At 73.6% G+C, this 24,917-nt stretch carries 28 protein-coding genes and 1 pseudogene; 16 read left to right on the top strand and 13 right to left on the bottom strand.

Annotated features, from left to right (window positions below; translation table 11 throughout):
• Window positions 1–3: 3 nt before the first annotated feature.
• From AB0K14_RS31940 to AB0K14_RS31920, 5 genes are all read right to left on the bottom strand, one after another.
• Window positions 4–423: a hypothetical protein gene (locus AB0K14_RS31940; protein WP_360457460.1), complete on the bottom strand. Its 420-nt coding sequence runs from the start codon at window positions 421–423 to the stop codon at window positions 4–6.
• Window positions 424–558: 135 nt separating this feature from the next.
• Window positions 559–1,164 carry a response regulator transcription factor gene (locus AB0K14_RS31935; RefSeq protein WP_360457457.1) on the bottom strand — a complete coding sequence of 202 codons (606 nt, stop codon included), beginning with the start codon at window positions 1,162–1,164 and terminating at the stop codon, window positions 559–561.
• Window positions 1,161–2,231 (bottom strand): histidine kinase, encoded by a 1,071-nt coding sequence (locus AB0K14_RS31930; protein WP_360457454.1) that lies wholly within the window; start codon window positions 2,229–2,231, stop codon window positions 1,161–1,163. Before AB0K14_RS31930 ends, AB0K14_RS31935 begins: the two co-directional genes overlap by 4 nt.
• A gap of 32 nt (window positions 2,232–2,263) precedes the next feature.
• The gene (locus AB0K14_RS31925; protein WP_360457451.1) at window positions 2,264–2,650 is read right to left on the bottom strand and encodes a hypothetical protein; all 387 of its coding nucleotides are present in this window, start codon (window positions 2,648–2,650) and stop codon (window positions 2,264–2,266) included.
• Window positions 2,651–2,739: 89 nt separating this feature from the next.
• Window positions 2,740–3,873, bottom strand: a complete 1,134-nt coding sequence (locus AB0K14_RS31920) for a PLP-dependent aminotransferase family protein (protein ID WP_360457448.1) — start codon at window positions 3,871–3,873, stop codon at window positions 2,740–2,742.
• Window positions 3,874–3,977: 104 nt separating this feature from the next.
• Here AB0K14_RS31920 and AB0K14_RS31915 point away from each other — a divergent pair, with 104 nt between their 5' ends.
• From AB0K14_RS31915 to AB0K14_RS31900, 4 genes and pseudogenes are all read left to right on the top strand, one after another.
• Window positions 3,978–4,901, top strand: a complete 924-nt coding sequence (locus AB0K14_RS31915) for a sigma-70 family RNA polymerase sigma factor (RefSeq protein WP_360457445.1) — start codon at window positions 3,978–3,980, stop codon at window positions 4,899–4,901.
• An 18-nt stretch (window positions 4,902–4,919) separates the two neighbouring features.
• A complete protein-coding gene (locus AB0K14_RS31910; protein ID WP_360457442.1) occupies window positions 4,920–5,669 on the top strand; it encodes an alpha/beta hydrolase in 750 nt (249 codons plus the stop codon).
• A 37-nt stretch (window positions 5,670–5,706) separates the two neighbouring features.
• Window positions 5,707–6,006 (top strand): annotated as a pseudogene (locus tag AB0K14_RS31905) (metalloregulator ArsR/SmtB family transcription factor); the annotation flags it as partial.
• Window positions 6,007–6,221: 215 nt separating this feature from the next.
• Window positions 6,222–7,082 carry an SRPBCC family protein gene (locus tag AB0K14_RS31900; RefSeq protein ID WP_360457439.1) on the top strand — a complete coding sequence of 287 codons (861 nt, stop codon included), beginning with the start codon at window positions 6,222–6,224 and terminating at the stop codon, window positions 7,080–7,082.
• On the opposite strand, the gene AB0K14_RS31895 is transcribed toward AB0K14_RS31900, so the two are convergent.
• On the bottom strand, window positions 7,070–7,903 hold the full coding sequence (locus AB0K14_RS31895) for an ADP-ribosylglycohydrolase family protein (RefSeq protein ID WP_360457436.1): 834 nt from the start codon (window positions 7,901–7,903) through the stop codon (window positions 7,070–7,072). The genes AB0K14_RS31900 and AB0K14_RS31895 overlap by 13 nt on opposite strands.
• Before the next feature lie 178 nt (window positions 7,904–8,081).
• Here AB0K14_RS31895 and AB0K14_RS31890 point away from each other — a divergent pair, with 178 nt between their 5' ends.
• On the top strand, window positions 8,082–8,744 hold the full coding sequence (locus AB0K14_RS31890) for a trypsin-like serine protease (RefSeq protein ID WP_360457533.1): 663 nt from the start codon (window positions 8,082–8,084) through the stop codon (window positions 8,742–8,744).
• A gap of 97 nt (window positions 8,745–8,841) precedes the next feature.
• On the opposite strand, the gene AB0K14_RS31885 is transcribed toward AB0K14_RS31890, so the two are convergent.
• Window positions 8,842–9,240, bottom strand: a complete 399-nt coding sequence (locus AB0K14_RS31885) for a helix-turn-helix domain-containing protein (RefSeq protein WP_360457433.1) — start codon at window positions 9,238–9,240, stop codon at window positions 8,842–8,844.
• A gap of 48 nt (window positions 9,241–9,288) precedes the next feature.
• Between AB0K14_RS31885 and AB0K14_RS31880 the strand changes: the two genes are divergently transcribed.
• Window positions 9,289–10,086, top strand: a complete 798-nt coding sequence (locus AB0K14_RS31880; RefSeq protein ID WP_360457430.1) for an SDR family NAD(P)-dependent oxidoreductase — start codon at window positions 9,289–9,291, stop codon at window positions 10,084–10,086.
• Window positions 10,087–10,119: 33 nt separating this feature from the next.
• On the opposite strand, the gene AB0K14_RS31875 is transcribed toward AB0K14_RS31880, so the two are convergent.
• Complete coding sequence (locus tag AB0K14_RS31875; RefSeq protein WP_360457427.1) at window positions 10,120–10,677, bottom strand: dihydrofolate reductase family protein; 558 nt, start codon at window positions 10,675–10,677, stop codon at window positions 10,120–10,122.
• A complete protein-coding gene (locus AB0K14_RS31870; protein WP_360457424.1) occupies window positions 10,674–11,711 on the bottom strand; it encodes a DNA polymerase IV in 1,038 nt (345 codons plus the stop codon). Before AB0K14_RS31870 ends, AB0K14_RS31875 begins: the two co-directional genes overlap by 4 nt.
• Window positions 11,712–11,775: 64 nt before the next feature.
• On the opposite strand from AB0K14_RS31870, the gene AB0K14_RS31865 reads away from it, so the two are divergent.
• Complete coding sequence (locus tag AB0K14_RS31865) at window positions 11,776–12,222, top strand: DUF309 domain-containing protein (protein WP_360457421.1); 447 nt, start codon at window positions 11,776–11,778, stop codon at window positions 12,220–12,222.
• Window positions 12,223–12,273: 51 nt separating this feature from the next.
• Here the strand turns inward: AB0K14_RS31865 and AB0K14_RS31860 are convergent, their stop codons facing one another.
• Entirely contained in the window at window positions 12,274–12,435 is a 162-nt protein-coding gene (locus tag AB0K14_RS31860) for a hypothetical protein (RefSeq protein ID WP_360457418.1), read from the bottom strand.
• Between the two features lie 22 nt (window positions 12,436–12,457).
• Between AB0K14_RS31860 and AB0K14_RS31855 the strand changes: the two genes are divergently transcribed.
• Window positions 12,458–12,640 (top strand): hypothetical protein, encoded by a 183-nt coding sequence (locus tag AB0K14_RS31855; RefSeq protein ID WP_360457415.1) that lies wholly within the window; start codon window positions 12,458–12,460, stop codon window positions 12,638–12,640.
• Between the two features lie 52 nt (window positions 12,641–12,692).
• On the top strand, window positions 12,693–13,130 hold the full coding sequence (locus AB0K14_RS31850; protein WP_360457412.1) for an SRPBCC family protein: 438 nt from the start codon (window positions 12,693–12,695) through the stop codon (window positions 13,128–13,130).
• Window positions 13,131–13,212: 82 nt separating this feature from the next.
• Here the strand turns inward: AB0K14_RS31850 and AB0K14_RS31845 are convergent, their stop codons facing one another.
• Together AB0K14_RS31845 and AB0K14_RS31840 are read right to left on the bottom strand one after the other, a co-directional pair.
• Window positions 13,213–13,449 carry a hypothetical protein gene (locus AB0K14_RS31845; RefSeq protein WP_360457409.1) on the bottom strand — a complete coding sequence of 79 codons (237 nt, stop codon included), beginning with the start codon at window positions 13,447–13,449 and terminating at the stop codon, window positions 13,213–13,215.
• Between the two features lie 116 nt (window positions 13,450–13,565).
• Window positions 13,566–14,891 carry a helix-turn-helix transcriptional regulator gene (locus AB0K14_RS31840; protein ID WP_360457406.1) on the bottom strand — a complete coding sequence of 442 codons (1,326 nt, stop codon included), beginning with the start codon at window positions 14,889–14,891 and terminating at the stop codon, window positions 13,566–13,568.
• 112 nt (window positions 14,892–15,003) lie between these two features.
• Between AB0K14_RS31840 and AB0K14_RS31835 the strand changes: the two genes are divergently transcribed.
• Window positions 15,004–15,756 (top strand): EI24 domain-containing protein, encoded by a 753-nt coding sequence (locus AB0K14_RS31835; protein ID WP_360457530.1) that lies wholly within the window; start codon window positions 15,004–15,006, stop codon window positions 15,754–15,756.
• A 9-nt stretch (window positions 15,757–15,765) separates the two neighbouring features.
• Here AB0K14_RS31835 and AB0K14_RS31830 read toward each other — a convergent pair whose 3' ends face one another.
• Window positions 15,766–17,709 carry a beta-propeller domain-containing protein gene (locus tag AB0K14_RS31830; protein WP_360457403.1) on the bottom strand — a complete coding sequence of 648 codons (1,944 nt, stop codon included), beginning with the start codon at window positions 17,707–17,709 and terminating at the stop codon, window positions 15,766–15,768.
• Between the two features lie 134 nt (window positions 17,710–17,843).
• On the opposite strand from AB0K14_RS31830, the gene AB0K14_RS31825 reads away from it, so the two are divergent.
• The 6 genes from AB0K14_RS31825 (at window position 17,844) to AB0K14_RS31800 (ending at window position 24,913) form a co-directional block, all read left to right on the top strand.
• On the top strand, window positions 17,844–18,218 hold the full coding sequence (locus tag AB0K14_RS31825; protein WP_360457400.1) for an FKBP-type peptidyl-prolyl cis-trans isomerase: 375 nt from the start codon (window positions 17,844–17,846) through the stop codon (window positions 18,216–18,218).
• Between the two features lie 93 nt (window positions 18,219–18,311).
• Entirely contained in the window at window positions 18,312–18,896 is a 585-nt protein-coding gene (locus tag AB0K14_RS31820; protein ID WP_360457397.1) for a YbaB/EbfC family nucleoid-associated protein, read from the top strand.
• A gap of 45 nt (window positions 18,897–18,941) precedes the next feature.
• Window positions 18,942–19,244 (top strand): type VII secretion target, encoded by a 303-nt coding sequence (locus AB0K14_RS31815; RefSeq protein WP_360457394.1) that lies wholly within the window; start codon window positions 18,942–18,944, stop codon window positions 19,242–19,244.
• Window positions 19,244–23,437: a hypothetical protein gene (locus AB0K14_RS31810; RefSeq protein WP_360457391.1), complete on the top strand. Its 4,194-nt coding sequence runs from the start codon at window positions 19,244–19,246 to the stop codon at window positions 23,435–23,437. The genes AB0K14_RS31815 and AB0K14_RS31810 overlap by 1 nt, the downstream gene beginning before the upstream one ends.
• Before the next feature lie 5 nt (window positions 23,438–23,442).
• Window positions 23,443–23,805 (top strand): hypothetical protein, encoded by a 363-nt coding sequence (locus tag AB0K14_RS31805; RefSeq protein ID WP_360457388.1) that lies wholly within the window; start codon window positions 23,443–23,445, stop codon window positions 23,803–23,805.
• A 145-nt stretch (window positions 23,806–23,950) separates the two neighbouring features.
• On the top strand, window positions 23,951–24,913 hold the full coding sequence (locus AB0K14_RS31800; protein ID WP_360457385.1) for a hypothetical protein: 963 nt from the start codon (window positions 23,951–23,953) through the stop codon (window positions 24,911–24,913).
• Window positions 24,914–24,917: the final 4 nt, after the last annotated feature.

Raw genomic sequence — 24,917 nt, 5'->3', positions numbered from 1 at the left:
AGCTCAGCAGTTGTCCGACGCGCGGGAGACCGCGGGGCCGAGGGCCGCGTCGTCGCCGTCCCGGGCCGCGATGATCGTGTCCTTGGCCGGCACCGCGCACTTGCGCAGCTCCGCGTTCTGCGTCTCCAGCCGGGAGATCTGGTTCGCCACGTCGTCGTTGGCCGTGTCGGTCGCCGCGAGGCGGTCCTGGGCCTCGGTGAGCGACCGGCCCGCCTGGTCCAGGCGCTGGACCTCCAGCCCGTGCTCGTCCTTCGCGCCCACGAACAGCACGATGGCCGACACGGCCGCGCCGACCAGCAGCACGACGAGCACGCTCAGCAGCACGACCGCGCCCCGCGACCCGGACGGCGACGGCGGTTCCGGCGGCGACTGCGGCGGTGGTGGCGGGGACGGTGACGGGATCGGCGGCGCGTAGTCGGTCATGAGGCCCCTCTTTTCCTTGGGATGCCTCGAAAGTAGGGACGCGGGGGCCGGCGGCCAAGCCCGCGGCCCCCGGAAACTTCCGCTACCTGCCGGCGGTCCGGTGGAACCGGTCCCCGGACCGGGCCGGACCGGGGATCACAGCCAGCCGTTGTCGTGCGCGGTCAGGTAGGCCTCCGCACGGCTGGTCGCGCCGAGCTTCGCCACCGCCGCGGCCAGGTAGTTGCGCACGGTGCCGGCGGACAGGTGCGTCCGGCGCGCGATCACCGCCGCCGGCGTGTCGTACTCCGCGAGCCGCAGGACCTCCAGCTCGCGCGGCGTCAACGGGCACGGCGGCGTGGTCAGCGCGTCCGCCGCCAACTCCGGGTCGACGTACCGGGCGCCGCCGTGCACCCGCCGGATCACGTCGGCCAGCGCGCCGCCCGGCGACCCCTTGGGCAGGAACCCCTTCGCGCCGGTCGACAGCGCGCGCCGCAGGTGCGGCGGCTTGCCGCGGCCGGTCAGGATCACCACCGAGCACCCCGGCAGGGACGACGCCAGCGCCGCGGTCACCTCGAACCCGTCCAGCGACGGCATCTGCAGGTCCACCACGGCCACGTCCGGCCGGTGCGCCAACGCCACGCGCACCGCCTCCCGCCCGTCCGCGGCCTGCGCGACGACCTCGATGTCCGGCTCCAGCCCGAGCAACGCCGCCACCGCGACGCGGATCAGCTCCTCGTCGTCGGCCAGCAGCACGCGTATCACGGCCGCACGGTCGCCACCAGCGTGAACACCCCGTCCTCCTCCCCCGTGCGCACCGTCCCGCCCACCCGGGCCAGCCGCTCGGCCAGCCCGCTCAACCCCGACCCGTGCCCCCGCACGCCGGTCGCGCCGTCGTTGGCCACGGTCAACCGCACCTCCCCGGCGCCGACCTCGACGTCGATCGTGCACCACCGCGCCCGGCTGTGCCGCAGCACGTTCGTGCCCGCCTCCCGCATCGCCCACGACAGCTCGCGCGACACCGGCGGCAGCCCCGCCGGCACCGACACCGTGCACCGCACCCCGGACGAGGTCAACACCTGCCCGATCGCCGACGCCTGCTCCTCCAGCTCCACGGTCCGGTAACCGTGCACGGCCTGCCGCAGGTCCGCCAACGCCGACGAGGCCAGCACCCGCACCTCGTCCGCCTCCGCGCCCGCACGCACGCCGTCCACCACCGCCAGCCGCGAGGCCAGCTCCGCCTTCAGCGCGATCACGGTCAACCGGTGCCCCAGCACGTCGTGCACGTCCCGCGCGAACCGCAGCCGCTCCTCGACCACCGCCAGCCGGGCCCGCGCCTCACGACCGCGCCGCGCCTGCACCACGAGGTCCCACAGCCACACCGGCAGCACGTGCGCCAGCGCCAACCCGACGCCGATCCCACCGGCGACCACCGACGCCCGCAGCGGTTCCGCCGACAGCGCCGCGGCCACCGCGACCACGACGGGCGCCGCCACCCACCACCGCCGCACCAGCACCGGAGCGGTCCCGACGAGCGCCGCGCCGACCCACGCCCACGTGTCCCACCGCCCCGCCGCCACCGGCGCCAACAACGGCACCGACAGCAACGAGGCCGCCGCGAAAGCCGCGTCCCACCGCGCCCGCGCGACACCCGGCGTCACCACCGCGTACAGCACGCCCGCGTGCGCGACGCCGAACAGCAGCACGCCGACCAACCCCGCCACCACCCAGGCCGGCCGGGTCTCCCGCAGCACGCCGATCCCCGGGCCGACCAGGCTGGTCGACCACGCCACGCCCAGCGACACCAGCGTGAGCACCCTCGCCCGCCGCATCACGCGCACCTCCCCCCACCGCGAACAGTTCCTCACCATGCCAGCGACACCGCCACGAACGTGTCGACCACGACGCAGCCGAGCGCGTACCAGGTGGGCACCACCAGCTTGGCGCGGAAGTGCACGAGGTCCCACGCGGCGTGCGCCAACCACCCCGCCGCCACCACGTACCGGCCGACGTCGGGGTCGACCAGCAGCGCCACCGCCGCCACCGCGCCGAACACCGCCACGCCGCCGAGTTGCGCCCACACCAGCGCCGGCCGCCGCAGCTCGCCCCGCACCAGCCCGAACAGCAGGTAGGCCAGCGCGCACGCGACCAGGCCCCACGTGCCGAAGCCGGTCCAGTCGTCGCCGTCGGCGACGATCGCGGTGCCGAGCGCCGTGGAGATCACCAGGGAGTAGACCGAAGAACGTCTCATGGGAACCACGGTGCGGCGGGCCACGCGCAACACCCACCCCCGCGGTGTCACCGGAAACCGTGCGGAACGCACGGTCCGGCCGTGCACCGCTACCGCAGCACGGCCGCCAGCCTGCCCATGCCCTCCGCGATCCGGTCGACCGTGTTGGTGGTGAACGACAGCCGCAGCGTCGACCGGTCCGGCGTGGTCGCGTAGAACGGCGCGCCGGGCACGAACGCCACGTCGCGCTCCAACGCCGACGTCAGCAGCGCGGCCGCGTCCACCCCGCCCGGCAGGGTCACCCACACGAACATCCCGCCGTCCGGGTCGCTCCACCGCGTCCCGTCGGGCGCCGCGGCCGGCAGCGCCGCGACCATCGCATCCCGCCGCTCCCGGTAGGCCGCGCACAGGCCGCGGACGTGCTCGTCGAGGTCGTTGGCCTTCAGGTAGACCGCCGCCGCGGCCTGGTCGATGGCGGAGGTGTGCAGGTCCGCCGCCTGCTTGACGATCACCAGCGTGCGCATGACCGACTCGGGCGCGCGCAGCCAACCCAGCCGCATGCCGGGCGCGCCGACCTTGGAGAAGCTCCCCGCGTACAGCACGTGGTCGCTCATCGTGGCCAGCGGCGGCACCGGCTCGCCCCGGTAGCGCAGTTCGCCGTACGGGTCGTCCTCGACCACCCACAGGCCGTGCCGGTCGGCGAGCGCGGCGACCTCGGCCCGCCGCGCCGCGCTCATCGTCCGCCCGGTCGGGTTGGCGAACGTGGGCACCAGGTACAGCAGCTCCGGGCGGTCCCGCTCGACCACCTCGGCCAGCGCGGCCGGGTCCATGCCGTGCTCGTCGCCCGCGACGGGCACGATCCGCGCGCCGGCGAGCTGGAAGCACTGCAGCGCGGCCAGGTAGGTCGGCTCCTCGACCGCGACCACCGCGCCCGGCTCCAGCAGGGCGGTCACCACCAGCGCCAACGCCTGCTGCGAACCCGTGGTGACGAGCAGGTCCGCCGCGCCGGTGGGCAGGCCGCGCGAGGTGAGCCGGTCGGCGACCAGGTCGCGCAGGTCCACGTCGCCCTCGGTGGGCGCGTACTGCAGGGAACGGCGCGACAGCGCCTGGTCGAAGGCCGTGCGCAGGCCGTCGACGTCGAACAGCTCGGGCGCGGGCAGGCCGCCCGCGAAGGAGATGACCTCGGGGCGGGAGGTGAGGGCGAGCAGGTCGCGGACGGGCGAGCCGGCGAACGTGCGCGGCATGAGGGCTCCTCGGAATCGTCGAGCGGAGAAGTTCACGCGGTCGTGCCACGCATGAAGTCGGCTGCGCTGGGGTCGAGGAGCCAGCTTCATCCTAACGTGTGGGTGTGGACCTGGAAGCGCACCGCGTGGAGCTGACCGGCTACTGCTACCGCATGCTCGGCGGGCCGTTCGAGGCCGAGGACGCCGTGCAGGAGGCGTTCGTGCGGGCGTGGCGCACGTTCGACCCGGGGCGGGGCTCGCTGCGGACGTGGCTGTACTCGATCGCCACGAACGTGTGCCTGGACATGCTGCGCAGCGCGCAGCGGCGGGCGTCGGCGATGGACCTGACCCCGCCCGCCTCCGTCGGCACACCGCTGGGCGCGCCCCTGCCGGAGGAGAGGTGGGTGCACCCGGTCCCGGACGCGCGGGTGCTGCCCGCCGACGAGGTGGCGGTGGGGCGGGAGACGGTGCGGCTGGCGTTCGTGGCCGCGTTGCAGCGCCTGCCGCCGCGGCAGCGGGCGGTGCTGATCCTGCGGGACGTGCTGTGCTGGCGGGCGTCCGAAGTGGCCACCCTGCTGTCCACGACGGTCGCCGCGGTGAACAGCGCGCTGCAACGCGCACGCGCCACGCTCGCCGACCGCAAGCCCGCGCCGTTGCAGCCGTTCGACCGGGCACTGCTGGAGCGCTACACCACGGCGTTCGAGCGGCACGACGTGGCGACGTTGGTGGCGTTGCTGCACGAGGACGCGACGATGACGATGCCGCCGTTCGCGTGGTGGCTGCGCGGCCGGGCCGACATCGCGACCGCGCTGTCCTACCCGGACAGCGGCTGCGAGACCGCGCGCCTGGTGCCGACGTGGGCCAACGGGGCGCCGGCGTTCGGCCAGTACCGGCCGGACGACGAGGGCGTGCTCCGCCCGTTCGCCTTGGTGCTGGTGGAGTTCTCGGGCGGGCTGGTGGTCGGGTCGACCACCTTTTTGGGTGATCGGTTCTTCGACCTCTTCGAGTTGCCGATGATTTTGTCGGTCCCCTCCCGTACGAGTAGGTGAGACACACGGGAGGTCTGGATGTACGAGACGGTGAACGGCGTGCGCACCTGGTACGAGGTGCGCGGCGAGGGCGAGCCGCTGGTGCTGCTGCACGGCGGGTTCAGCGACTCGCGCGACTTCGAGCCGAGCCTGGCGCGGTTGGCGGACCGCTTCCGGGTGTTCCTGGTGGACCGCCGGGGCCACGGGCGGACGCCGGACGTGCCCGGCCCGGTGCCGCTCGACGTGCTGGCCGGTGACGTGATCGCGTTCCTGGAGCAGGTGGTCGGCGGCCCGGCGCACCTTGCGGGCTACAGCGCCGGTGGCGTGGTGGCGCTCGGCGTGGCACAGCGCAGACCGGACCTGGTGCGCAGGCTCGTGGTGCTGAACTCGGCCTACGCCAAGGACGGCTGGGTGTTCCTGCCCGAGGCGGGCGGCGAGCTGCCCGCCGAGATCGCCGACCGGTACGCCGAGGTGTCGCCGGACGGGCGCGACCACCTGCCGGTGGTGGTGGACAAGTTCGCCCGCGCCGCGCACGACCCCGACGTGGTCGACCTGGCCGCCATCACCAGCCCCACGCTGGTGCTGGGCAGCGACGACGACATCGTGCACCTGGAACACACCGTCGCGATGTACCAGGGGCTCCCGGACGCGCAGCTGTGCGTGCTGCCGGGCACCTCGCACCTGATGCCGTTCGAGCGGCCGGAGCAGTGCGCGTCCCTGGTGGCGGACTTCCTGACCACCACCCCCGCGCCGCTCATGCCGATCCGCCGGGCGGGGGTGGGCGCCTGATTGACAGCGTGTATGCCTAGGCGGCTATATTGCCGTCATGGCATCTACGTTCGCGGTGCTCGCCGACCCGCAGCGCCGTTGGATCCTCGACGTGCTGCGCGACGGCGAGCGGCCGGTCAACGACCTGGTCGACGGGCTGTCGGTGAGCCAGCCGACGGTGTCCAAGCACCTGAAGGTGCTGCGCGAGGCCGGGTTGGTGGAGGTCCGGCGGGACGCCCAGCGGCGGCTCTACCGGCTGCGGCCGGGGCCGTTGGCCGAGGTCGACGCCTGGCTCGCGCCCTACCGGCGGATGTGGGAGGACAGCCTCGACGCGTTGGAACGGCGACTGGACGCGGTCGGCCGAGCGGACGCGAGTGGCGAAGCGGACGGGAGTGGACAGGTGGCCGGGAGCGAACAGGCGGGCGGGAGCGGCAAGGCGGGCGGGAGTGGACAGGTAGGCGGGAGTGGCCAGGCGGGCGAGAGCGGCCGAGTGGACCGGAGTGGACGGTTGGGCGGGACTGACCGAGTGGACCGGAGTGGACAGGTGGGCGGCGAGGCGGACGGGATGAGCCGATGAGCACCGAGTTGCGGCACATCGACGGCAAGCCCGTGCTGAGGTTCGAACGGGTGCTCGCGCACCCACCGGCCTCGGTGTGGCGGGCGGTCACCGAGCCCGGCGAGCTGGCGCACTGGTTCCCGGCGGAGGTGGCGATCGACGGGCGGGTGATGACGTTCTCCTTCCCCGACCAGGTCACCACCGGGGAGGTGCTGGAGTTCGACCCGCCGCGGGTGTTCGCGTTCCGCTGGAGCACCGACGTCCTGCGGTTCGAACTGCTGCCGCACGAGCGCGGCTGCCTGCTGGTGTTCACGCACGTCCTCGGCGACGAGCACGGCGCCGGGCGCAACGCCGCGGGCTGGGACACCTGCCTGGCGGGCCTGGAGGCCCGGCTCGCCGACCGCCCGTTCGAGCCGCCGGCGGACGTGCGCGGCCCGATGGAGCACTACATCCGCGAGTTCGGGCTGGACGAGGGCCGGCTGGACGACGGCGTGGTGCGGTTCGTCCGCGACCTCGTCTGGCGCCCGCTGGACGAGGTGTGGTCCCTGCTCACCGAGGGCGAGCAGGGCGTGCCCACCCGCGCCACCAACCCGCACGTGCCGGCCGGCCCGCTGGTCGAGCGCACCGAACCGCGCGTGCTGGCGTTCGACTCGCCGACCGGCCGGGTGCGCTGGGAGTTCCGGCACGACCCCGAGCAGGGCACCTCGGTGGAGCTGACGCACGCGATCACCGACCCGGCGTTCGCGCCGCAAGCGCTCGCGGCGTGGCACGCGCACCTGGAGCTGTTCTTCGCGGCGACCTTCGGCGACCTCCGCCCGTGGCCGCCGGCGCGGGTCGCCGAGCTGGTCCGCCGCTACCGCGAGCGCTACCCGAGCTGAGCGTCGACCCGGGCCAGGTGGTCGCGCCCGAACGGCCCGTTCTCCAGGCCGTCCACCAGCACCGCGGGCAGGTCGGCGCGGATCTCGGCGGAACGTGACGCGGCGGCCAGGGCGACCGTCGCCACCGTGTCGACGTCGCCGGTGAAGGCGACGCACTCGCGCAGGACCGAGCTCAACGAGCCGCCGCCGGCCAGCGCGGTCAAGGCCGCGCGCACGCTCATCACGCCCTTCGACCCGACCTTGCCACGCCACGGCCGCGCCCACACCCCCGAACCCAGCCGGTCGGCGATCCACGAGCCGACCTCCGCCACCGGCCCCAGCCCGTGGTGGCAGTAGTGCACGGCCAACGCGGCCGCCCGCGCCGACGCCACCCCGTCCGGCGTGTCGTGGGTGACCTTGGCCTGCACGTCGGTGTGGTGCAGCACGTCGGCCACGGCGGGCAGCAGACCGGCCGGGGCGGCGCGCATCGCCGCGCCGCTCTTGTCGCTGTCGGGGCGGATGCGCGCCAGGAACTCCGCGCCGGTGTGCACGGTCTCCAGGAACGCCTGGAAACCACGCGCGTACCCCTCCCGCCGGTCGCGGTGGAACGCGGTCACGAACGCCGACGCCACCGACTCGGGCGTCCACGGCGCACCGGACGCCCGCAGCTCCGCCAACGCCAACGTCATCTGCGTGTCGTCGGTGTACGAGCCGGGGCGGATGCCGTGGTGCCGGGGGTGCGGCACGTACCCGGACAGGGTGTTGTGCCTGGTCACGTAGGCGGGATCGGCGTACTCGAAGCCCGCGCCGTACGCGTCCCCGATGGCCAGTTCGACGAGCATGGAGCACACGCTATCCGCCGCGTTATAACCGATTCGATATATCCCTTTTCACCTGATCGAGTGGTACGAATCTCGTGACCCAAGACACCCCTGTGCGCGAGAAATCGCGTGTCTTCGGAATCGAGGAACCTTGCGCATCACCAGGTTGATCCCTGCGCTCGCAGCCGCGTTGCTCTCCCTGCTCGCCCTCGTCCCGTCGGCGTCGGCCGCGCCCGCGGAGGAGGGCGGCGTGACGCCGTACATCATCGGCGGCAGCTACGCGAGCAACGCCCCGTGGGCGGCCCGGCTGTTCTCCAACGGCAGGCAGACGTGCAGCGCGACCATCATCGCGCCCACGTGGATCCTGACCGCGAAGCACTGCGTCAGCGGCGGTGGGCTGTCGTTCCGCATCGGCAGCCTCGACCAGACCTCCGGTGGCACGATGGCCAACGGCGTCCAGACCCACAACCACTCGTCGGACCTGTCGCTGGTCCGGCTCGACCGCTCCGTGTCCGCGACCTACGCCCGGCTCGGCCAGCCGGGCTCGGTCACCGTGGGCCAGAACGTGCAGGTCTACGGCTGGGGCGCGACGTCCCGGTGCGGCTCGGAGATCAACTGCCAGTCGCAGTACCTGAAGGTCGCGAACGTGACCGTCACCGGTGGCTGCACCGACGCCTACGGCGGCAGCGCGATCTGCGCCCGGCGCGGTGACGGCATCACCGCGGGCGGCGACTCGGGCGGCCCGATGATGGCGGGCGGCGTGCAGGTCGGCGTCGCGTCCACCAGCGACCGGCAGACCACCACCGCCTACACCAACGTGACGCGGTACCGGTCCTGGATCCAGTCCATCGCCGGCGTCTGACCACTCGGGTGGAACCCGCTCGCGCGACCGCGCCGTCACGGCACGACCCGGTCGCGCGAGCGGGCCACCGGGTGGCCGTGCGCCGCCGACCGGACTCTCAGTCCAGTGTGGACAGAGAGCGGCCGGACGCGTTGTCGTAGGCCGAACGCGCGGCCTCGATCTCGGTGCCGTGCCGCAGCACCCACTGTCCCAAGGGGACGACGAGGTCCAGCAGGGAACGGCCCAGCGGGGTCGCCGCGTACTCCACGCCGGCGGCCTTGCCGGGCCGCACGTGCCGGCTGACCAGGCCGTCGCGTTCCAGGTTGCGCAGCGTGCGGGTGAGGATGCGGCGGCTCAGCTCGTGCACCGCGCGGTCCAGTTCGTTGAAGCCGTAGGGGCGTTCGGCCACCAGGACCAGCACCAGCAGGCTCCACTTCTCGCCGACCCGGGTCAGCAGGTCGGACACCGAGCAGGCGGCGCGGTCGGCGGCCGTGACCGGCACCGGGACCAGTGACATGGATGTGCCTTCTTCCGGGGCGTCGCGGCGGGCTCCAAGCTCCAGGTTATGGCGAACACGGTGATCACGGGCGGCACGAACGGCATCGGGAAGGCACTGGCGGCGCGGTTGGCGCGCGAGGGGCACCGGGTCGCGGTGGTGGGCCGGTCGGCCGCCGCGCCGGACGGGGTCGAGCTGGTCCGGGGTGACCTCGCCACGATCGCCGGCACCGCCGCGGTCGCCGACGAGGTGGCGTCGCGGTTCGACGTGGTCGACCACCTCGTGCTCGGCGCGGGCCGGTTCAACCCCCGCCGCGTGGTCACCGCCGACGGCCTGGAGCACTCGTTCGCGCTCTACGCGGTGAGCCGGTTCGCGCTGGTGGAACGGTTGTTGCCGGTGCTGGAGCGGTCGGCGGCGCCGGTGGTGGTGAGCCTGTGCGGCGTGGCCGGGTTGCGGGGGCCGGGGATCCGGTGGGACGACCTGGCGCTGAGCCGCGGCTACCGGGCGCTGGGGGCGGTCAGCCAGGGCGCGCGGGCGGTCGACCTGCTCGGCGCCGGTTTCGCCGACCGGCACCCGGGCAGCGCCGTGCGGTACGTGCTGCACAACCCGATGTTCGTGGACAGCGGGCTCGGCGCGCAGGTCGGCGGGTTGCGCGGCCGGGCGCTGGACCTCGCGGCCCGGCTGTTCGCCCGGTCGACGGCCGACGCGGCGGGCCAGGTCCACCGGTTCCTGGCGGACCCGCCCGCCGCGTCCCTCACCGCGTCCCGCGCGGGCACGCCGGTCGACCTGGCCAGGCCCGAGTTCGACCGGACCGCCGCCGCCCGCCTCTACACCGTGCTGGAGGGCGTCACCGCCTCGGCGCGGTGACGCGGATCCGCGCGGTGACGCGGATCGGCCGGCTCACCGGAGCACGCGGAACCGCAGGTGCACGACGTCGCCCGCCTCCACCGCCTCGATCCGCTCCAGCTCGGTCGGGTGCAGGCCGTCCAGCAGCCGCGAGCCCCCGCCGAGCAGCACGGGCACGAGCTGGAGCCGGATCTCGTCGACCAGGCCGGCGCGCAGCACGTGCCGAGCCGACTCCGCGGCCGCCATGACCAGCACGACCTTGTCCCCCGCCGCCGCGCGGGCCTGGCTGATCGCGCTCTCCGGGCCGTCGGTGACGAACGTGAACGCCGCCGACCTCATCACCAGCGGCGGGCGCTGCTCGTGGGTGAGCACGAAGCTCGGCACCGGGAACGGCGTGTCCTGCCAGTGCCGCAGCCCCACGTCGAACGTCCGCCTGCCGAGCACGACCGCGCCGACCGACGCCGCGAACGCCGCGTCACCGTCCGACCCCTCGGCGAACAGCCAGTGGTGCAGTCGTTCGCCCCCCTCGCCCATCGGGTGGTCGTCGCTCACATTAGGCCCGGCGCTGTAGCCGTCCAGCGACACCGAGCCGTTCAACACCACTGTGGTCACGGTCGTCCTCCGGCGAACTCGGCGCGCACCCCCAGCAGGCGCACGGCTCGTGTGTCGTCGAACCTAGCCAACGCCGCCAAGGCCGCCGCCTCGATCGGCCCGGCGTCCATCGTCGGCTCGGCCAGCGCCACGCCCCGCGTGGAGGTGAAGAACGGCGCGAACCGCACCTTCACCACCACCCGGACCGCGGGCCGACCTTCCGCCCGCACGTCGTCGACCACCCGTCGCGCGAGCAGCCGGAGCTGCTCCCCGATCTCGTCCGGGTCCGTGAGGTCCTGTTGGAACGTCGTCTCCCGGCTGCGCGACTTCGCCACCCACGGCGTCGCGGTGACGGTCGTGTCGCCCGCGCCCAGCGCGAGCCGCCGCAGGTGCGGCCCCATCGCCGGGCCGAACCGCGCGGCCAGCGCCTCCGGGTCGGCCCGCGCCAGGTCCGCGACCGTGCGCAGGTCCGACTCCGCGAGCTTGGCCGCGGTCCGCGACCCGATGCCCCACAACGCGGTCACCGGCCGCCCGGCCATCACCTCCACCCAGTTGTCCCTGGTCAGCCGGTACACCCCGGCGGGTTTGGCGAACCCGGTGGCGAGCTTCGCGCGCAGCTTGTTGTCACCGATGCCGACCGAGCTCGCCAACCCGGTCCCCTCCTCGACCGCACGCCGCGCGGCCTCCGCCAACGCCTCCGGGTCGTCGGTGCGCGCGCCCAGGAACGCCTCGTCCCAGCCGATCACCTCGACCACCGCGGGCAGCTCGCGCAGCACGTCCATCACGTGCGCGGACACCTCTTCGTAGGCGGGCGGGTCGGACGGCAGGAACACCGCGTCGGGGCAGCGCTTCTTCGCCAGCCGCAACGGCATCCCCGAGTGCACGCCGAACTCCCTGGCCTCGTAGGACGCGGTGGCCACCACGGCGCGTCGCGTCGGGTCGCCTGTTCCTCCGACGACCACGGGCCTGCCGCGCAGCTCGGGCCGGCGCGCGATCTCGACCGCCGCGATGAACTGGTCGAGGTCGACGTGCAGGACCCAGTCCTGTTCGGACACGTCAGCCAGTATCGGGCAGGGTCGCGCTGTTTCGCGCGCGCGGACTTCGTGACACGATCAAGACGTGCCGACCAGCCCACGTGACCGCGACGAGCAGGGCCGGGCCCGCAACGCGCGACCCCGTGACGGGCTCGGCCGCCCGCTGCCCTACGGGCTCGCGGGCGTCGAGCGCCAACCGGAGGGCGTGCCCCGCACGCCCGAGGAGGCGCTGACCGAGGCGCAGCGCCTGCTGGACCTCGGCCGGCCGTTCCACGCGCACGAAGTGCTGGAGGACGCGTGGAAGGCGGCTCCGGAGCCCGAACGGGAGCTGTGGCGCGGGTTGGCGCAACTGGCCGTGGGGCTGACCCACGGCGCGCGCGGCAACGCGGCCGGCGCGTCGGCGCTGCTGGGCCGGGGCTCGCGCAACATCTCCCCCTACCTCGACGACCCGCCGCACGGGGTGGACGTGGCGGGCCTGGTGGCCTGGGCCGCGACGGGCGACGGCGTGCCGCGGCTGACCAAGGGTTCGTGACGCGCTACACCGCCCTGGAGCCGTGGCCGACGACCGGGACCGCGCGGTCGGCTACGCCATCGGGACGGCGGACACTGCCGTCCGCGCGTTCCACGACCGGTCGGGCTTCCACGGGATCGACGTGCCGAACGCGGAGCCGTTGAGCTGCTCGGGGCTCGAAGTTGGGCCGAACGCCTGCTTGAGAGCTCCCGCGGCGGGGTAACTGGTGGTCATCACCCCACTATGGAGGTCCCCCGTGTTCGCGATCATCGCCGCGGTCATCTTCGGTCTCGCCCTCCTGCTCGACCTGGTGAACGCCTCGCTGGGCTCCGTGCTGGACGGCGGGACGCTGCTCATGGCCGGCCTGCTGTGCGTGGCGTTGCACCTGGCCGGCGTCGGTGCCGGCGCGCGGGCGCTCAGCTTCCGCCGTCGCCGCTGACCACAGCCGTGCCCGCCCGGTGCGGGCGCGGTCCCGGGTGGACAATCGGCGCGTGGACGTGTCCGCGCGCCGATTCATCCCCCAGCCGCCCGAGGTGGTGGCGGGGTACGCGATGGACTGGCGGCACGACCACGAGTGGACGCAGGGCATCAAGCGGGCCGAGTTGAGCTCTCCCGCGCCCGGCGGCGGGTTCGGCGTCGGCGCCGAGGTCACGCGCACCGCGCACTTCCTGGGCAAGCGGATCGACTACGTGCTGCGGGTCGTGGCGCACGAGCCGCCGGGGCTGCTGGAGATGCGGTCGGTGGCGGGGCCGTTCCCGATGCACGTGACCTACCGGTTCGACGTCGCGCCGACCGGCGGCACGATGGCCTCCATCCGCATCCGCGGCGACGCGAGCAGGCACTACCGGCTGGTCGGCCCGCTCATGGCGCGGTTCGTCCGGCACAACGTCCGCAAGGACCTGCGCGACCTGGCCCACCACGTCGGTTGACCGCGCACACCGGTTCCCCGCACGCCGGTTCCCCGTTGATCGCGAACGCCGATTCACCGCACGTCCGTCGATCGCGCGGCGGTCAACCGACCTGCCGCGCGGGTGACGCCAGCAGGCACGCCACGCACGGCATGCCCTCGGGTTCGGGCAGCAACTCCGCCGTGCCGACGTCGATCCGCTCACCGCACAGCGTCACCAGGGTCGACCGCGTCCCATCGGGCAACGGCGCCAGGTGGCAGCTGCGCTCCCACTCCCCCACGAGGTCGCCACGCCTGCGCACGAGCAGGACGGGCTCCTCGGAGCGCTGCGAGGCGTTCACGTCGTCACCAGCTCGTCCGGTCGGGTCATCCTCCCATCGTGCGCGGTGACCGACCGGTTACGGCGGGTCGACGCCGAATCGCCGCCGTGGTACCCGCAAGTCGCATAGGAACCGGTTCAGCGGAACGCCCGGGCGAGTTCCGCCACGTCGCGCGCACCCTCCCAGGCGCCGAGCCGGCCCAACTCCCGCAGCACGTTGGCCGACCCGGTGGCGCGGGCGGTGTCGAGCGCCTCGTAGGCCAACGCCGCGGCGTGGTCGACCTCGCCCGCCATGGTGTGCGCGTACGCGAGCTTGGCCACGTGCACCCCTCGCTCCCACACGCACATCCGCCGCCACCGGCGTCGCCGCACGTCCTCGTAGACCTCGATCGCCCGGCGCGGCTCGCCCAGGGCCAGCCAGCTCGCGGCGCGCTCGGCCTCGAAGTGGTCGGCGCCGAGGCAGTAGCCGATCCAGTACTCCTCGTCGCTGGGCGATTCGACGCGCCGGTACTGCTCGTCCGCCCGGTCCAGGCGGTCCATGCAGGACGCCTCGTCACCCGCGACGGCCAGGCCGCGGGCCTCCTGGCGCAACGCCAGCGCCCGCACCATCGGGCTCGCGCCGTGCTCGCGGCCACCGGCACGGGCCAGCCCGATCACGCGGTCGACGTCACCGTCGGCCTCGGCGAGCTGCGACAGCCGGACGTAGGAGTAGGCGACCACGTCCCGGTCCTCCGCGGCCTGGCCCTGCTCCAGCGCGCGGGTGGTCCACCGGAGCGCGCCGTGCGGGTCGTCGGACTCCTCGTGCATCCAGCCGAGGAACTCGGCGTACAGGGCGGCGACGCCGACCAGGCCGCGGCGCTGCTCCCCACGCGCCGAACGGCGCAGCACGTCGACGTAGTCGTACATCGTCCGCGTGGTGGACATCAGCGCGCTGGAGCTGCGCCAGTTGTGCGCGTCGTTGACGACGCGCCGCAGCACCAGCAGCCGGCTCAGCGCGCCGTCGGCCGGTCGGTCGCCGCCGAGCACCACCGCGTCGGCGAGCGCGGTCACCGAGTCCGGGTCGAGGCCGACCACGCCGTCCAGCCCGCCCGCGAAGCCGGGCGCGAGGCGGTCGAGGTCGCGCCCCAGCACCGGCAGCGAGTCGTCGGCCAGGCCGAGCAGGTGCGCCGGGATGCCGAGCAGGCGTTGCAACGGCCGCAGCACGCGCAGGTCGTAGGCGATGTTGCTGCCGGACTCCAGCCGCGAGACGGCCGACTGGGAGAACCCGGCGAGCGAGCCGAGTTCGTCCTGGCGCAGGCCGTGCGCCCGCCTCGCGATCGCCACGACCGCGCCGGGCGACCGCTCGCGGACCGCGTCGCGCACCTCGGGGCTGGCCCATAACGACCGGGGCAGCGGGGGCAGCGGCGAGCGCGACACCACCGCGTCGGGCCGTCCCGCGTTCACGTTGGTGCGATCCAGTGCCATGGCCTGTTCCTTCCCCAGAGATCAAGCATCCTGGCACCGCTCCCAGAGCCGCGCGACCGCCGGATCGGGGCTTCGCCCGCGCGACCGCGGCTATGCTCCGGCCGTGATCAGGGTGCTGCGGGACTTCTCGACCGGTGTCGGACTGCTCGGCCAGGGTTTCGGACTGGTGTTCCGGTCGCCCAAGCTGCTGCTCATCGGCGCGATCCCGGCGTTGCTGACGACCGTGCTGCTGATCGGCGGTGTCGTGGGGCTCGCGATGTGGATCGACGACATCGCGGCCTGGGTCACGCCGTTCGCCGACGACTGGAGCGAAGGCCTGCGCACGGCCACGCGGTTCGCCGCCGGGTTCTCGATCATCGGCGCGTTCGTCGCGATCGGGCTGCTGCTGTTCACCGCGATCACGTTGATCATCGGCGGCCCGTTCTACGAGCACATCGCGGAAACCGTCGAGGACACGCACCTCGGCGGCGTGCCCGAGGCCGAGCAGGTGCCCTGGCTGAGGTCGGCGGCGGTCGGCGTGCGCGACGCCGTGCTGCTGGTCGGCATCGCGATCCTGTGCGCCATCCCGCTGTTCGCCGCCGGGTTCATCCCCGTCGTCGGGCAGACGGTGGTGCCGGTCATCGCCGTGCTCGTCAACGCGACGCTGCTGTCGATCGAGCTGACCGCCATCCCGTTCACCCGCCGCGGCCTCAAGCTCGACGTGCGCAGGCGGACGCTGCGCAAGCGACGGGCCGTCACGCTCGGCTTCGCCGTGCCGACCTACCTGCTGTGCCTGGTCCCGTTGGCGGCGCTGGTCGTGCTGCCGGCGGCCATGGCAGGCGGCACGGTCCTCGCGCACCGCCTGCTCCACAACCAGATCAAGTGAGCCGGCGGCTCAGGCGAACGGCACCCACGCCCGCGTCTGCAGCCCGTCGATCCGGCTGACCCGCACACCGGTGGCGGACACCGTCCACAGGTCGTCGCCGATCACCATGGCCCGGCGGATGCCCGTGTCGTAGCTCGACTCGTCGTGCCGGACCGTGCCCAACGCGGAGAACGCGCCGTCACCGAGCCGCAGCACCAGCAGGCCGCTCGACGTCGACTTCTCCGGCGCGCGGTCCGCGGGCATGGTCAGCACCGGCAGCACCACGAGGTCGCGCGCGGGCCAGTACAGGAACGCGTGCGGGTCGAACTCGACCTCGGAGTGCCCGCCGGGCAGGTGGTGGCCCGCGACCTTGGTCGGCGCGGCCGGGTTCGACACGTCGAACAGCGACACCTGCGTGCCGGTGGTGCGGCCCTGCTCGGTGGCCTCCTGACCGACGCCGATCAGCTTGCCGTCACCGGCGGGGTGCAGGTACGCCGAGTAGCCGGTGATCTTCAGCTCGCCCACCTTGCGCGGCTTGGCCGGGTCGGACAGGTCCAGCGTGTAGAGCGGGTCGACCTGCCGGAACGTCACCACGTACCCGACCGGGCCGGCGAACCGGACGCTGTAGATCCGCTCGCCCAGACCCAACCCGTCGACCTTGCCGACCTGCGCGAGCGTCGCGCCGTCCCGCTTGAGCACGGTCACCGCGCTCTGCGTGGCGGGCGCCTGCTCCGGGATGCCCGGCGCGTCCGCGGTCGTCGTGGCGACCCTCAGGTGCCCCTGGTGCTCGGACAGCGAGTACTGGTTGAGCAGCACGCCGGGGACCTGGCCGGACGCCACGTGCCGGGGCGGACCCGGCTGGGAGACGTCGAACTGGTGGATCGCGGTGGTCGGCGGGGCGGTCGGCGCGGACCGCGTCATCGGCCGCAGGTGGTGGTCGTCGGCCACGTACAGCGAGGTGCCGGTGCCGTAGACGGTGTCGCCGTCGGCCATGATCGTCACCGCGTCGCCGTTGCCGAGCTCGCCGGGGAAGTCGAACGTCAGCACGGACAGCATCGACGTGGCCGGCTGGTCCACCGGGTGGCTGACCCGGTCGCACGCCACCAGCGCGCCCTCCGAGCTGGAGCCGTCGGCGGCGGTCGACCGGTAGCGCGGCAACCACGACTCGATCGGCGCGGTGGCCACGAGTTCGCGGTTCGCGATCAGCGACTCCGCCTCGCTGCGGCCGTCCGTCGGGTAGACCCACGGCAGCCGCGGACCCGAGTGCACGACCACCCGCACCACACCGCCGACCTGCCGGGCGTCGACGTACCGGCCGTGCACGGTGAGCGTGCCGAGGACGCGCGGCTCGCCGGACAAGTCGACCAGCGTCACCGACGAGTCGTCGGAGTACACCTCGTGCGGGCCGTCGACCGCGATGCCCTGCCCGGCCATGCCCTGCCCGCTGCCGACGACGAGCGCGCGGTCCTCGTGCAGCAACAGCTGGGAGGCGTGGCCGGCGGGGACGTCGAGCGTGCCCGTGAGCCGCTGGGTGGCCACGTCCAGCACGCGGAGCTTGCCGTCCGCGACCGTCACGACCCGCTCGCCGTCGGTCTTGACCAGGTCCGGCTCGTCCACGCCCGCCTCGTGGGCGTTGGTCTTCGAGTGCTCGGGCACGGCGGCCGACTCCCGCGCCGAGCTGCCCGCCCGCGCGTCGGCCGGGCTGCTCATCGCCACGTCGCCGTCGGCCTTGGCCAGGAAGCCGTGGCCCCCCAGCCCGTACACGCCGACGTGCGGCGAGATCGCTTCCCGCAGCTCGGTCAGCGCCGCGTCGCACGTGTCGAACGCCACCAGCTCCACCGGCACCGCTTCGACCGGCGGCACGACCCGCCAGTCGTCCACCGGCGTGGGCACGGCGGAGGCCGCGCTCACCCCCACTACCAGCGCCGCGCCGCCGAACAGCGCCGCCCGCGTTCCCCAGGACCATCGCCTCATGTCACCAGGACGGGACGAACCTGCCAAACGGTTGCGCGGGCCGGGTTCCGGCCACCGGTGTAGGCCGTTCGGTCGCACCGGCGGTGACGTGATTGAGTAGCCGCGACCGATCCGCCAACACACAGGAGAGTCACATGGCCCCGACCAAGCCCGTGGTCGAGAAGTACGAGGGCGCGACGCCCGCCGACCTGGTGATCGAGGACATCACGGTCGGCGACGGGCCCGAGGCGACGCCCGGTCAGCAAGTGCACGTGCACTACGTCGGTGTGTCGCAGTCGACCGGCGAGCAGTTCGACGCCTCCTGGGACCGCGGCGAGGCGTTCAGCTTCCCGCTGGGCGCGGGTCGCGTCATCGCCGGCTGGGACCGCGGTGTCGCGGGCATGAAGGTCGGCGGCCGGCGCAAGCTCGTCATCCCGGCGCACCTGGGTTACGGCGACCGCGGCGCGGGCGGCGTGATCAAGCCCGGCGAGACGCTGATCTTCGTGGTGGACCTGCTCGACCTGAGCTGAGCTGCGGGACCGCGGTCCGGTTCCGCCCGGTGCTCCGTTCGGAGCATTTGGCCGCGAGGCGGAACCGGGCCGTTCACCATTGCGTCATCCTGAATGGACCAACGTCACCGCAAGGGGGAAGCCACCGTGCCCGAGGACATCGGCGCGTCCGAGCGGATGCTCGGCCAGTGGCGGCAGAGCATCGAGCAGAAGGCCGAGCGCTACCAGGAGATGGCCGCCCGCGTGCAGGGCCTGTCCATCTCCGAGGCCTCGCGCGACGGCTCGGTGCGGCTCACCATCGGCTCGAACGGCATCCTGACCAACCTGGAGATCGCCGAGTCCGCGCGGGACAAGCGGATGGCCGAGGTGTCGGCCCAGGTGATGAGGACGTTGCAGCGCGCGCAGTCCCGCATCCCGGAGCTGCTCCAGCAGGCCATGGCCGAGACCATCGGCACGCAGGACGAGACGGCCAACGTGCTGTTCGACGAGGCGAAGCGCAACTTCCCCGCCCCGCCGCACGAGGAACCCGCGCCTCCGCCGGTCGGCCGTGAGATCCGGTTCGGCATCGAGGACGACGACGCGCCGACCTCACGCCCCGCCCCGCCCGCCGGCCCGCCGTCCACCCCGCCGCCGCCGCGCAGGCCCGCGCGCGGGCAGGACGAGGACGACGACTTCGGCGGACAGTCCTTCCTCTCCTAGGTCGGACCGCCCTCACTTTCCTGTCCAGCCTTCCAGGGGGATCGCATGGCCGGTTTCGAGATCGTCGCGGACAGCCTCGAAGCGCACAGCAAGCAGTTGACCGACCTCGGCGCGCGGTTGCAGGGCGCGGTGGACGCGGCCAAGACGGTGAGCATGCCGACCGACGCGTACGGCATCATCTGCCAGCCGTTCCGGATGATGCTCGACCCGGTCGAGCAGTGGGGGCTCGACGCGTTGCAGGGCGCGGTGGAGGCGATGGAGGCCGCCGGCAAGGCCGTGAAGGACACCGTCGACCAGTACCGCGAGATGGAAGACGCGATCAGGGACAGCTTCAAGGTCGGTGAGTGATGGCGGGCGAGAACCCGTTGGTGGCGGCGCCCCCGGCCGAGTCGGGCGCGTTCTTCAACGCCGGCACCGGTGACAACGGTTGGGCCACGGGCATTTCCATCGCGGAGTCGGCGATGGACACGTTCAACGGGTTCGCGGAGGGCAACTGGGTCGCGGGCGGGTTGGGCATGGTGGGTCTGGCCGCGGACGCCGCGGCGATGGCCATCGACCCGTTCGGGACGTTGATGTCCTCCGCGGCGTCGTTCCTGATGGAGCACGTGCAGCCGCTCAAGGACATGCTGGACTGGCTGGCCGGGAACCCGCCGGTGATCGAGTCCTACTCCACGACGTGGAACAACGTGGCGGCCGAGCTGGGGAAGGTCGCCGAGGAGTACGCGGCGGCGGTGGCGCGGGGCACCGAGGGCTGGACCGGGGCGGCCGCGCAGACCTACCAGACCAACTCGGCGGTGCACGGCGACGCGTTGAGCGGTGCGGCGTCGGCGGCGGGTTCGGTGGGCACGGTCGTGGGCCTGATGGGGATGGTGGTCGGGTTCGTGCGCGAGATGGTGCGCGACCTGATCGCCGACCTGGTCGGGAAGTTGATCGCCTGGGTGTTGGAGGCGGTGTTCACCCTCGGGTTCGGCACGCCGGTGATCGTGGCGCAGGCGGTGACCGCGATCTCGAAGTGGGCCACGAAGATCGCCAAGATCATCCAGGACCTGCTGGACACGATCAAGAAGGTCTCGCCGATGCTCAAGCGTCTGGTCGAGGTCTTCGAGAAGATCATGAAGGTCGTCGGCAAACTGGCGGGCAAGGTCACCGGCCTGGACGTGCTCGACCCGAAGAACATCAAGAAGGGCGGCTTCCTCCAGACCGGCAGGACCGATGTCGACGCCCCCACCGGCACCTCCAGCACTCCCGGCGGCAGCGGCAACACCTCCGACGGCACCGGCGGCACCGGCGGCACGCCCTCGGGCACCGGCCGCGACACCGGCACCGGCGACCCCGCCACGCCGTCCTCCCGCCCCACCGACACCACCACCACCTCCAGCACCACCACGGCCGACCCGACCACCCCCAGGCCCGGCCGCGGCGACCCCGCCGACGCGCCCGGCGCCACCCCACGCCCCGGACGCGACACCGGCACCCCGGACAACGACCCGCCCCGCGGCAACACCCCCACTCCGGGCAACACCCCTCCGCCAGGCAACAGCCCGCCCCCCGGCCGGCCCGTTCCCGTGGGCGAACACCGGGGCGGACCAGGCGGCAACACCCCCACCAGCTCCAGTCCCGGCAACTACAGCGGCACCGGCAGCCCCGGCACCGGTAGCCCTGGCACCGGCAGCAACACGCCCTCCGGCGTCGGCTCACCCGGCAGCGGTTCGCCCGGCAACGGCTCACCCAGCAACGGCTCACCCAGCAGTTCACCTGGGGCCGGTTCACCTGGGGCCGGTTCACCTGGGGCCGGTTCGCCCGGCGGCGGTTCACCCGGCAACGGCGGTTCCTACAGCGGTGGCGGCGGCTCGCCCGGCGGCGGTTCTTCGGGCGGTAGCGGTTCTTCGGGCGGTAGCGGTTCATCCGGCGGTGGCGCGCCGAACCCGGCCGGCCAACCGCGTTTCGACCACACCTCCACGGCCAACGCCGCGACCCCCGAGGCCCCGGCACGCCCCGACCACCCGCAGACCGCCAGTCCCAACACCGGGCCGCAGTCCAACCAACCCAACCCCGGCTCCCCGGCACCGACCGGCAGCCCTGCGGGCGGCGCACCGGCCGGCGGCGGCACCCCTGGAGGTGGCGGCGCACCCGGTGGCGGTGGCCCGCGTCCGGGCGGCGGCGGAGGGTGGACCGGAACACCCGGCAGCCGCGGCGACCTCGGCTCCGGCGTCCCTTCCGCACGCGGCCCCGAGAACGTCACGCCCTCCTCGCACCGGCCTTCCGGCACCAGCCCGTCACACGCGGGGCCGCCGCACCCTGGCCCGTCACACGCAGGGCCATCACACGCAGGGCCATCACACGCAGGCCCGTCCCATGCCGGGCCATCCCATACCGGGCCGCCGCACGCGGGCCCACCGCACTCCGGGCCGCCGCACGCGGGACCCGGCACGCCTCACGGCGGTCCGCACGCGGGCCCGAACCCGTCCCACACCGGCTCCGGCGGATCCAGCCCGGCGCACACCGGCCCCGGCAACACCCGCCCTCAAGGCGGTCCGACGCCACCGCACGCCGGTCCACCACACGCAGGGCCACCGCACGCAGGGCCACCCCATGCCGGGCCGCCACACGCAGGGCCACCGCATGCCGGGCCGCCGCACGCGAACCCGCCACACCACGGGCCGTCCCACACCAACCCGTCGCAGGCCGGTCCACCGCACCCCAACGCACCTCGCAACGGGCCGGTGAACCCGTACGCGCCGCACTCGCCGAACAGCCCGGCGGGCCCGCCGCACCAGCGCGACGGCAGCCCGGACCTCGCCCGCCCACGCGGCGGCGACGGGCCGGTGCCGCACACCCCGAACCGGCCGTTCGACGGCGGCCCACCACCCCAGCGGCACCCAGACGCGCAGACACCGTCCCCCCGGCGCGACCCGGACGCCCAGGTCCCACCGCGCCGCGACCCGGACGGCATCCCCGACCAACGCCGCGACACCGACCCGTGGACGCAGCCCCACCGCGACCACGACCCGCACGGCGACCGGCCCGACAGCGACCGGCCCGACGGCGACAAGCCCGATAGCGACAAGCCCGACAGCGACCGGCCGGACAGCGGCACCGCGAACACCGACCGGCCGGACATCGACGAGGCGCACGCCCGGCACGGCGAGACCACCCCGGCCGGCATCTCGCACCACCGCGGCGACCCCGACATGGGCGACCTGCCCCACCGCGTCCCCGCCGACCCCCGCTACTTCACCGCCGACGTCCACGTCACCCCCGACGGCCGGGCCCGCATCGGCAACCACACCTACACCCCCGAGCAGTACGGCGACCTCCTCCGGCGCAACGGCTGGGACGGCAAGACCCCCATCCGCCTCATCGGCTGCGACGCCGGCAGCAACGACTTCGCCAACCGCCTCTCCCGCCACACCGGCGCCGACGTCCTCGCACCCACCAAACCCGCCTGGACCGACGCATCGGGCCGCGTCTACACCAGCGACGCCGACATCGACGCCAACGGCAACCGCCAACCCAGGATCCCGCCCAACGGCGAGTGGGAGACCCACCGCCCCGACGGCACCACCACCAAAGCGAGCGAGGACGGCTTCGTCCCCGGCACCGACGACGCCGACAAGCACGACCTCGACCCCACCGACGCCAGGGACCGGGGCCGGGACGATCCCGACGACCCGGACCCGCACGACGAGGGCGATCCGGACGGCACCACGGGCACGGACGGCGCGGAGGAGCGGTACGTGCCGCCGACCGCGGTGGAACCGGTCGCCGAGCCGCTGGACCTGTCGCAGGTGAACACGGCGGACCCGGGCGTCACGCCCCGGGCCAACCCGGATGGTCCCCCGCCCGACCCGCGACGCGGCGCCGTGCTCGACGTGTTCCCCGAAGGCGATCCGCGCGTCACCAAGCGCACCGACGGCCTCATCGAGGAGATCGACGGCGTCCCGGTCGGCGAGTACGTCGACAACCTGGCGAGGGAGCGCGTGGAGCAGATCGCGCCGCACATGCACCCCCGCAAGGACGGTCCGTGCTCGGCCGTGGCGATCGACCTCCGGACAGGCATGGTCACCGAGGGCATCAACGGTCGCTCCAACCAGCCGCTCCAGGTCGAGGAGCTGCACCCGCTGCTGCTGGACAACTACAAGAACCTGGCGGACTGGCGGCACGGCGTGCAGGAGAGCGACGGCGTGTTCGTGCCCAACCGGTTCGACAACGGCAATCCCGCCATCTTCGACGGCAAGGCGCACACCGACATCCCGCTCCGGCACGCCGAGATCAAGGCGGCCAACGAGTTGCTCTGGGCCCGCCAGCGGGAGAACCCGGACGTCCCGTTGAGCCCCGAGGTGCTCGACGAGATGCGGGTCGACCCGCGCTGGTTGAAGGACGGCCACGGCGACACCGGTGGTGGCATGAGGAAGGGCGAACCGGCGGGTTGCTGCGCGAACTGCGACAACGTCCTGCGCGGCGTGCCCAGTTACACTGGCCGGTACTCCTTCCACCCGGACGACTACCGGTACGAGAAGCACTCCGTAACACCACGGTGAGGACGATGCGGGTCAACAGCGAAGAAACCACGATGGATTCGGCCTCGCGCGTCCTCCACCAAGGCCTGCCGTTCACCGGAGAAGTGGTGGACACCGACGGCCAGGGACTCACGCTGGGCATCACCGGCTACCAGGACGGCCTGGAGCACGGTCCCCAGTTCGAGTGGTACGCGGACGGCGCCAAGCGGTTGGAGGGCCAGTCCGACCGCGGTTCGGCGGTGGGCGAGTGGCGGCAGTGGCACGCCAACGGCCGACTCGCCGAGTACACCCTGTTCAACAAGTACGGCGAGCTGATCCACCTGCAGCGCTGGGACGAGGACGGCACGCTGCTGGAGGAGAAGAAGTCGGCCATCACCCGCGGCCTCTGAACGGCACCGGTACGGCGGTCGGCCCGCGTGGGTCCGGGCGCCAGGGCCCGGCCTGTGGTCTCCCCCAACCGGACCACGCGCTCGTGGTGTGGCCGTTAAGATCAGCCCACCGTGTTCGGGGGGAGCCAAAAGGGGTGTTCGACGCATGAGCCAGCCAGCCACACCGCTGACCGAGCAGGAGCAGAACCAGCTCGTCAAGCAGATCGGCCGCGCCATGCTCCCCGCCCTGCCACCGGGGTGGCAGCGGATCCGGGCCGAGTACCGGGCGGCGGGTCGGCACATCGAGGTGGACCTGGCGTTCGCGGGCCCCGACGGGCAGTGGCGGCCGGTGCGCCCGCCGATGGACGTCGTGCAGCTGTTCGGGCAGCTGCGGACCGGGATGTACGAGCCGGTGCGCGGCACGTGGCTGAGCGCGGTGTACGAGATCGAGGCGCCGGCCGCGTTCTCCGTCGACTTCAACGCCGAGGACGAGCCGCGCTGGCGCAACGCACCGCCGGTGATCGGCTTCCAGGACGAGCTGCGCACGTTCCCCCGCCAGGACGAGCGGATCCCGCCGTGGCTGCGGCAGCGCGTGGGCCTGCCGCCCCTGCCACCGCCCGCCGAGCCCGAGACCGCGCAGCCCGCAACCCCGCAGCCCGCAACCCCGCAGCCCGCAACCCCGCAGCCCGCAACCCCGCAGCCCGCAACCCCGCAGCCCGCAACCCCGCAGCCGCCCGCACAGCCCGAGACCCCGCAACCGGACGGCGGCCTGCGCACCGCGCTCGTCTACGACGGCCGCGACGAGGCGGGTCACCCGGTGGTCAACCGGCAGGTGATCGACCCCCAGCTGGCCGACGCGCTGCTGACCTACCTGGAGGGCGCGCCGGTCGTGCTGGCCGCGCGCAACCTGGACGTGGACGAGTTCGTGCCGAGCGACCAGGACGTGCCGCTGAACTTCCGCACCGACGGCGCCTGGATCTGGGCCGGCGCCGTGCCGCACTACCTGCGCAAGCACGGCCTCCCGCCGGAGCCGGACCTGGTCGAGCACATCGTGGCCCGCGGTTTCCGGCTGGCCGAGGTGGACGAACCGACCCGCGAACGCGCGGTCGCGCTGATCACGGGCGGCTGATCAC

The organism is Actinosynnema sp. NPDC050801 (assembly GCF_040673975.1).
Taxonomy (GTDB): domain Bacteria; phylum Actinomycetota; class Actinomycetes; order Mycobacteriales; family Pseudonocardiaceae; genus Actinosynnema.
This window is presented reverse-complemented; position numbering and strand designations above follow the sequence as displayed.

Excerpts from the sequence above, each read along its gene's own strand:
- AB0K14_RS31940 (WP_360457460.1), bottom strand. The coding sequence starts at position 423 with ATGACCGACTACGCGCCGCCGATCCCGTCACCGTCCCCGCCACCACCG.
- AB0K14_RS31930 (WP_360457454.1), bottom strand. The coding sequence starts at position 2,231 with ATGCGGCGGGCGAGGGTGCTCACGCTGGTGTCGCTGGGCGTGGCGTGG.
- AB0K14_RS31925 (WP_360457451.1), bottom strand. The coding sequence starts at position 2,650 with ATGAGACGTTCTTCGGTCTACTCCCTGGTGATCTCCACGGCGCTCGGC.
- AB0K14_RS31920 (WP_360457448.1), bottom strand. The coding sequence starts at position 3,873 with ATGCCGCGCACGTTCGCCGGCTCGCCCGTCCGCGACCTGCTCGCCCTC.
- AB0K14_RS31910 (WP_360457442.1), top strand. The coding sequence starts at position 4,920 with ATGTACGAGACGGTGAACGGCGTGCGCACCTGGTACGAGGTGCGCGGC.
- AB0K14_RS31900 (WP_360457439.1), top strand. The coding sequence starts at position 6,222 with ATGAGCACCGAGTTGCGGCACATCGACGGCAAGCCCGTGCTGAGGTTC.
- AB0K14_RS31895 (WP_360457436.1), bottom strand. The coding sequence starts at position 7,903 with ATGCTCGTCGAACTGGCCATCGGGGACGCGTACGGCGCGGGCTTCGAG.
- AB0K14_RS31885 (WP_360457433.1), bottom strand. The coding sequence starts at position 9,240 with ATGTCACTGGTCCCGGTGCCGGTCACGGCCGCCGACCGCGCCGCCTGC.
- AB0K14_RS31880 (WP_360457430.1), top strand. The coding sequence starts at position 9,289 with ATGGCGAACACGGTGATCACGGGCGGCACGAACGGCATCGGGAAGGCA.
- AB0K14_RS31860 (WP_360457418.1), bottom strand. The coding sequence starts at position 12,435 with ATGACCACCAGTTACCCCGCCGCGGGAGCTCTCAAGCAGGCGTTCGGC.
- AB0K14_RS31840 (WP_360457406.1), bottom strand. The coding sequence starts at position 14,891 with ATGGCACTGGATCGCACCAACGTGAACGCGGGACGGCCCGACGCGGTG.
- AB0K14_RS31830 (WP_360457403.1), bottom strand. The coding sequence starts at position 17,709 with ATGAGGCGATGGTCCTGGGGAACGCGGGCGGCGCTGTTCGGCGGCGCG.
- AB0K14_RS31825 (WP_360457400.1), top strand. The coding sequence starts at position 17,844 with ATGGCCCCGACCAAGCCCGTGGTCGAGAAGTACGAGGGCGCGACGCCC.
- AB0K14_RS31820 (WP_360457397.1), top strand. The coding sequence starts at position 18,312 with ATGGACCAACGTCACCGCAAGGGGGAAGCCACCGTGCCCGAGGACATC.
- AB0K14_RS31815 (WP_360457394.1), top strand. The coding sequence starts at position 18,942 with ATGGCCGGTTTCGAGATCGTCGCGGACAGCCTCGAAGCGCACAGCAAG.
- AB0K14_RS31810 (WP_360457391.1), top strand. The coding sequence starts at position 19,244 with ATGGCGGGCGAGAACCCGTTGGTGGCGGCGCCCCCGGCCGAGTCGGGC.
- AB0K14_RS31805 (WP_360457388.1), top strand. The coding sequence starts at position 23,443 with ATGCGGGTCAACAGCGAAGAAACCACGATGGATTCGGCCTCGCGCGTC.
- AB0K14_RS31800 (WP_360457385.1), top strand. The coding sequence starts at position 23,951 with ATGAGCCAGCCAGCCACACCGCTGACCGAGCAGGAGCAGAACCAGCTC.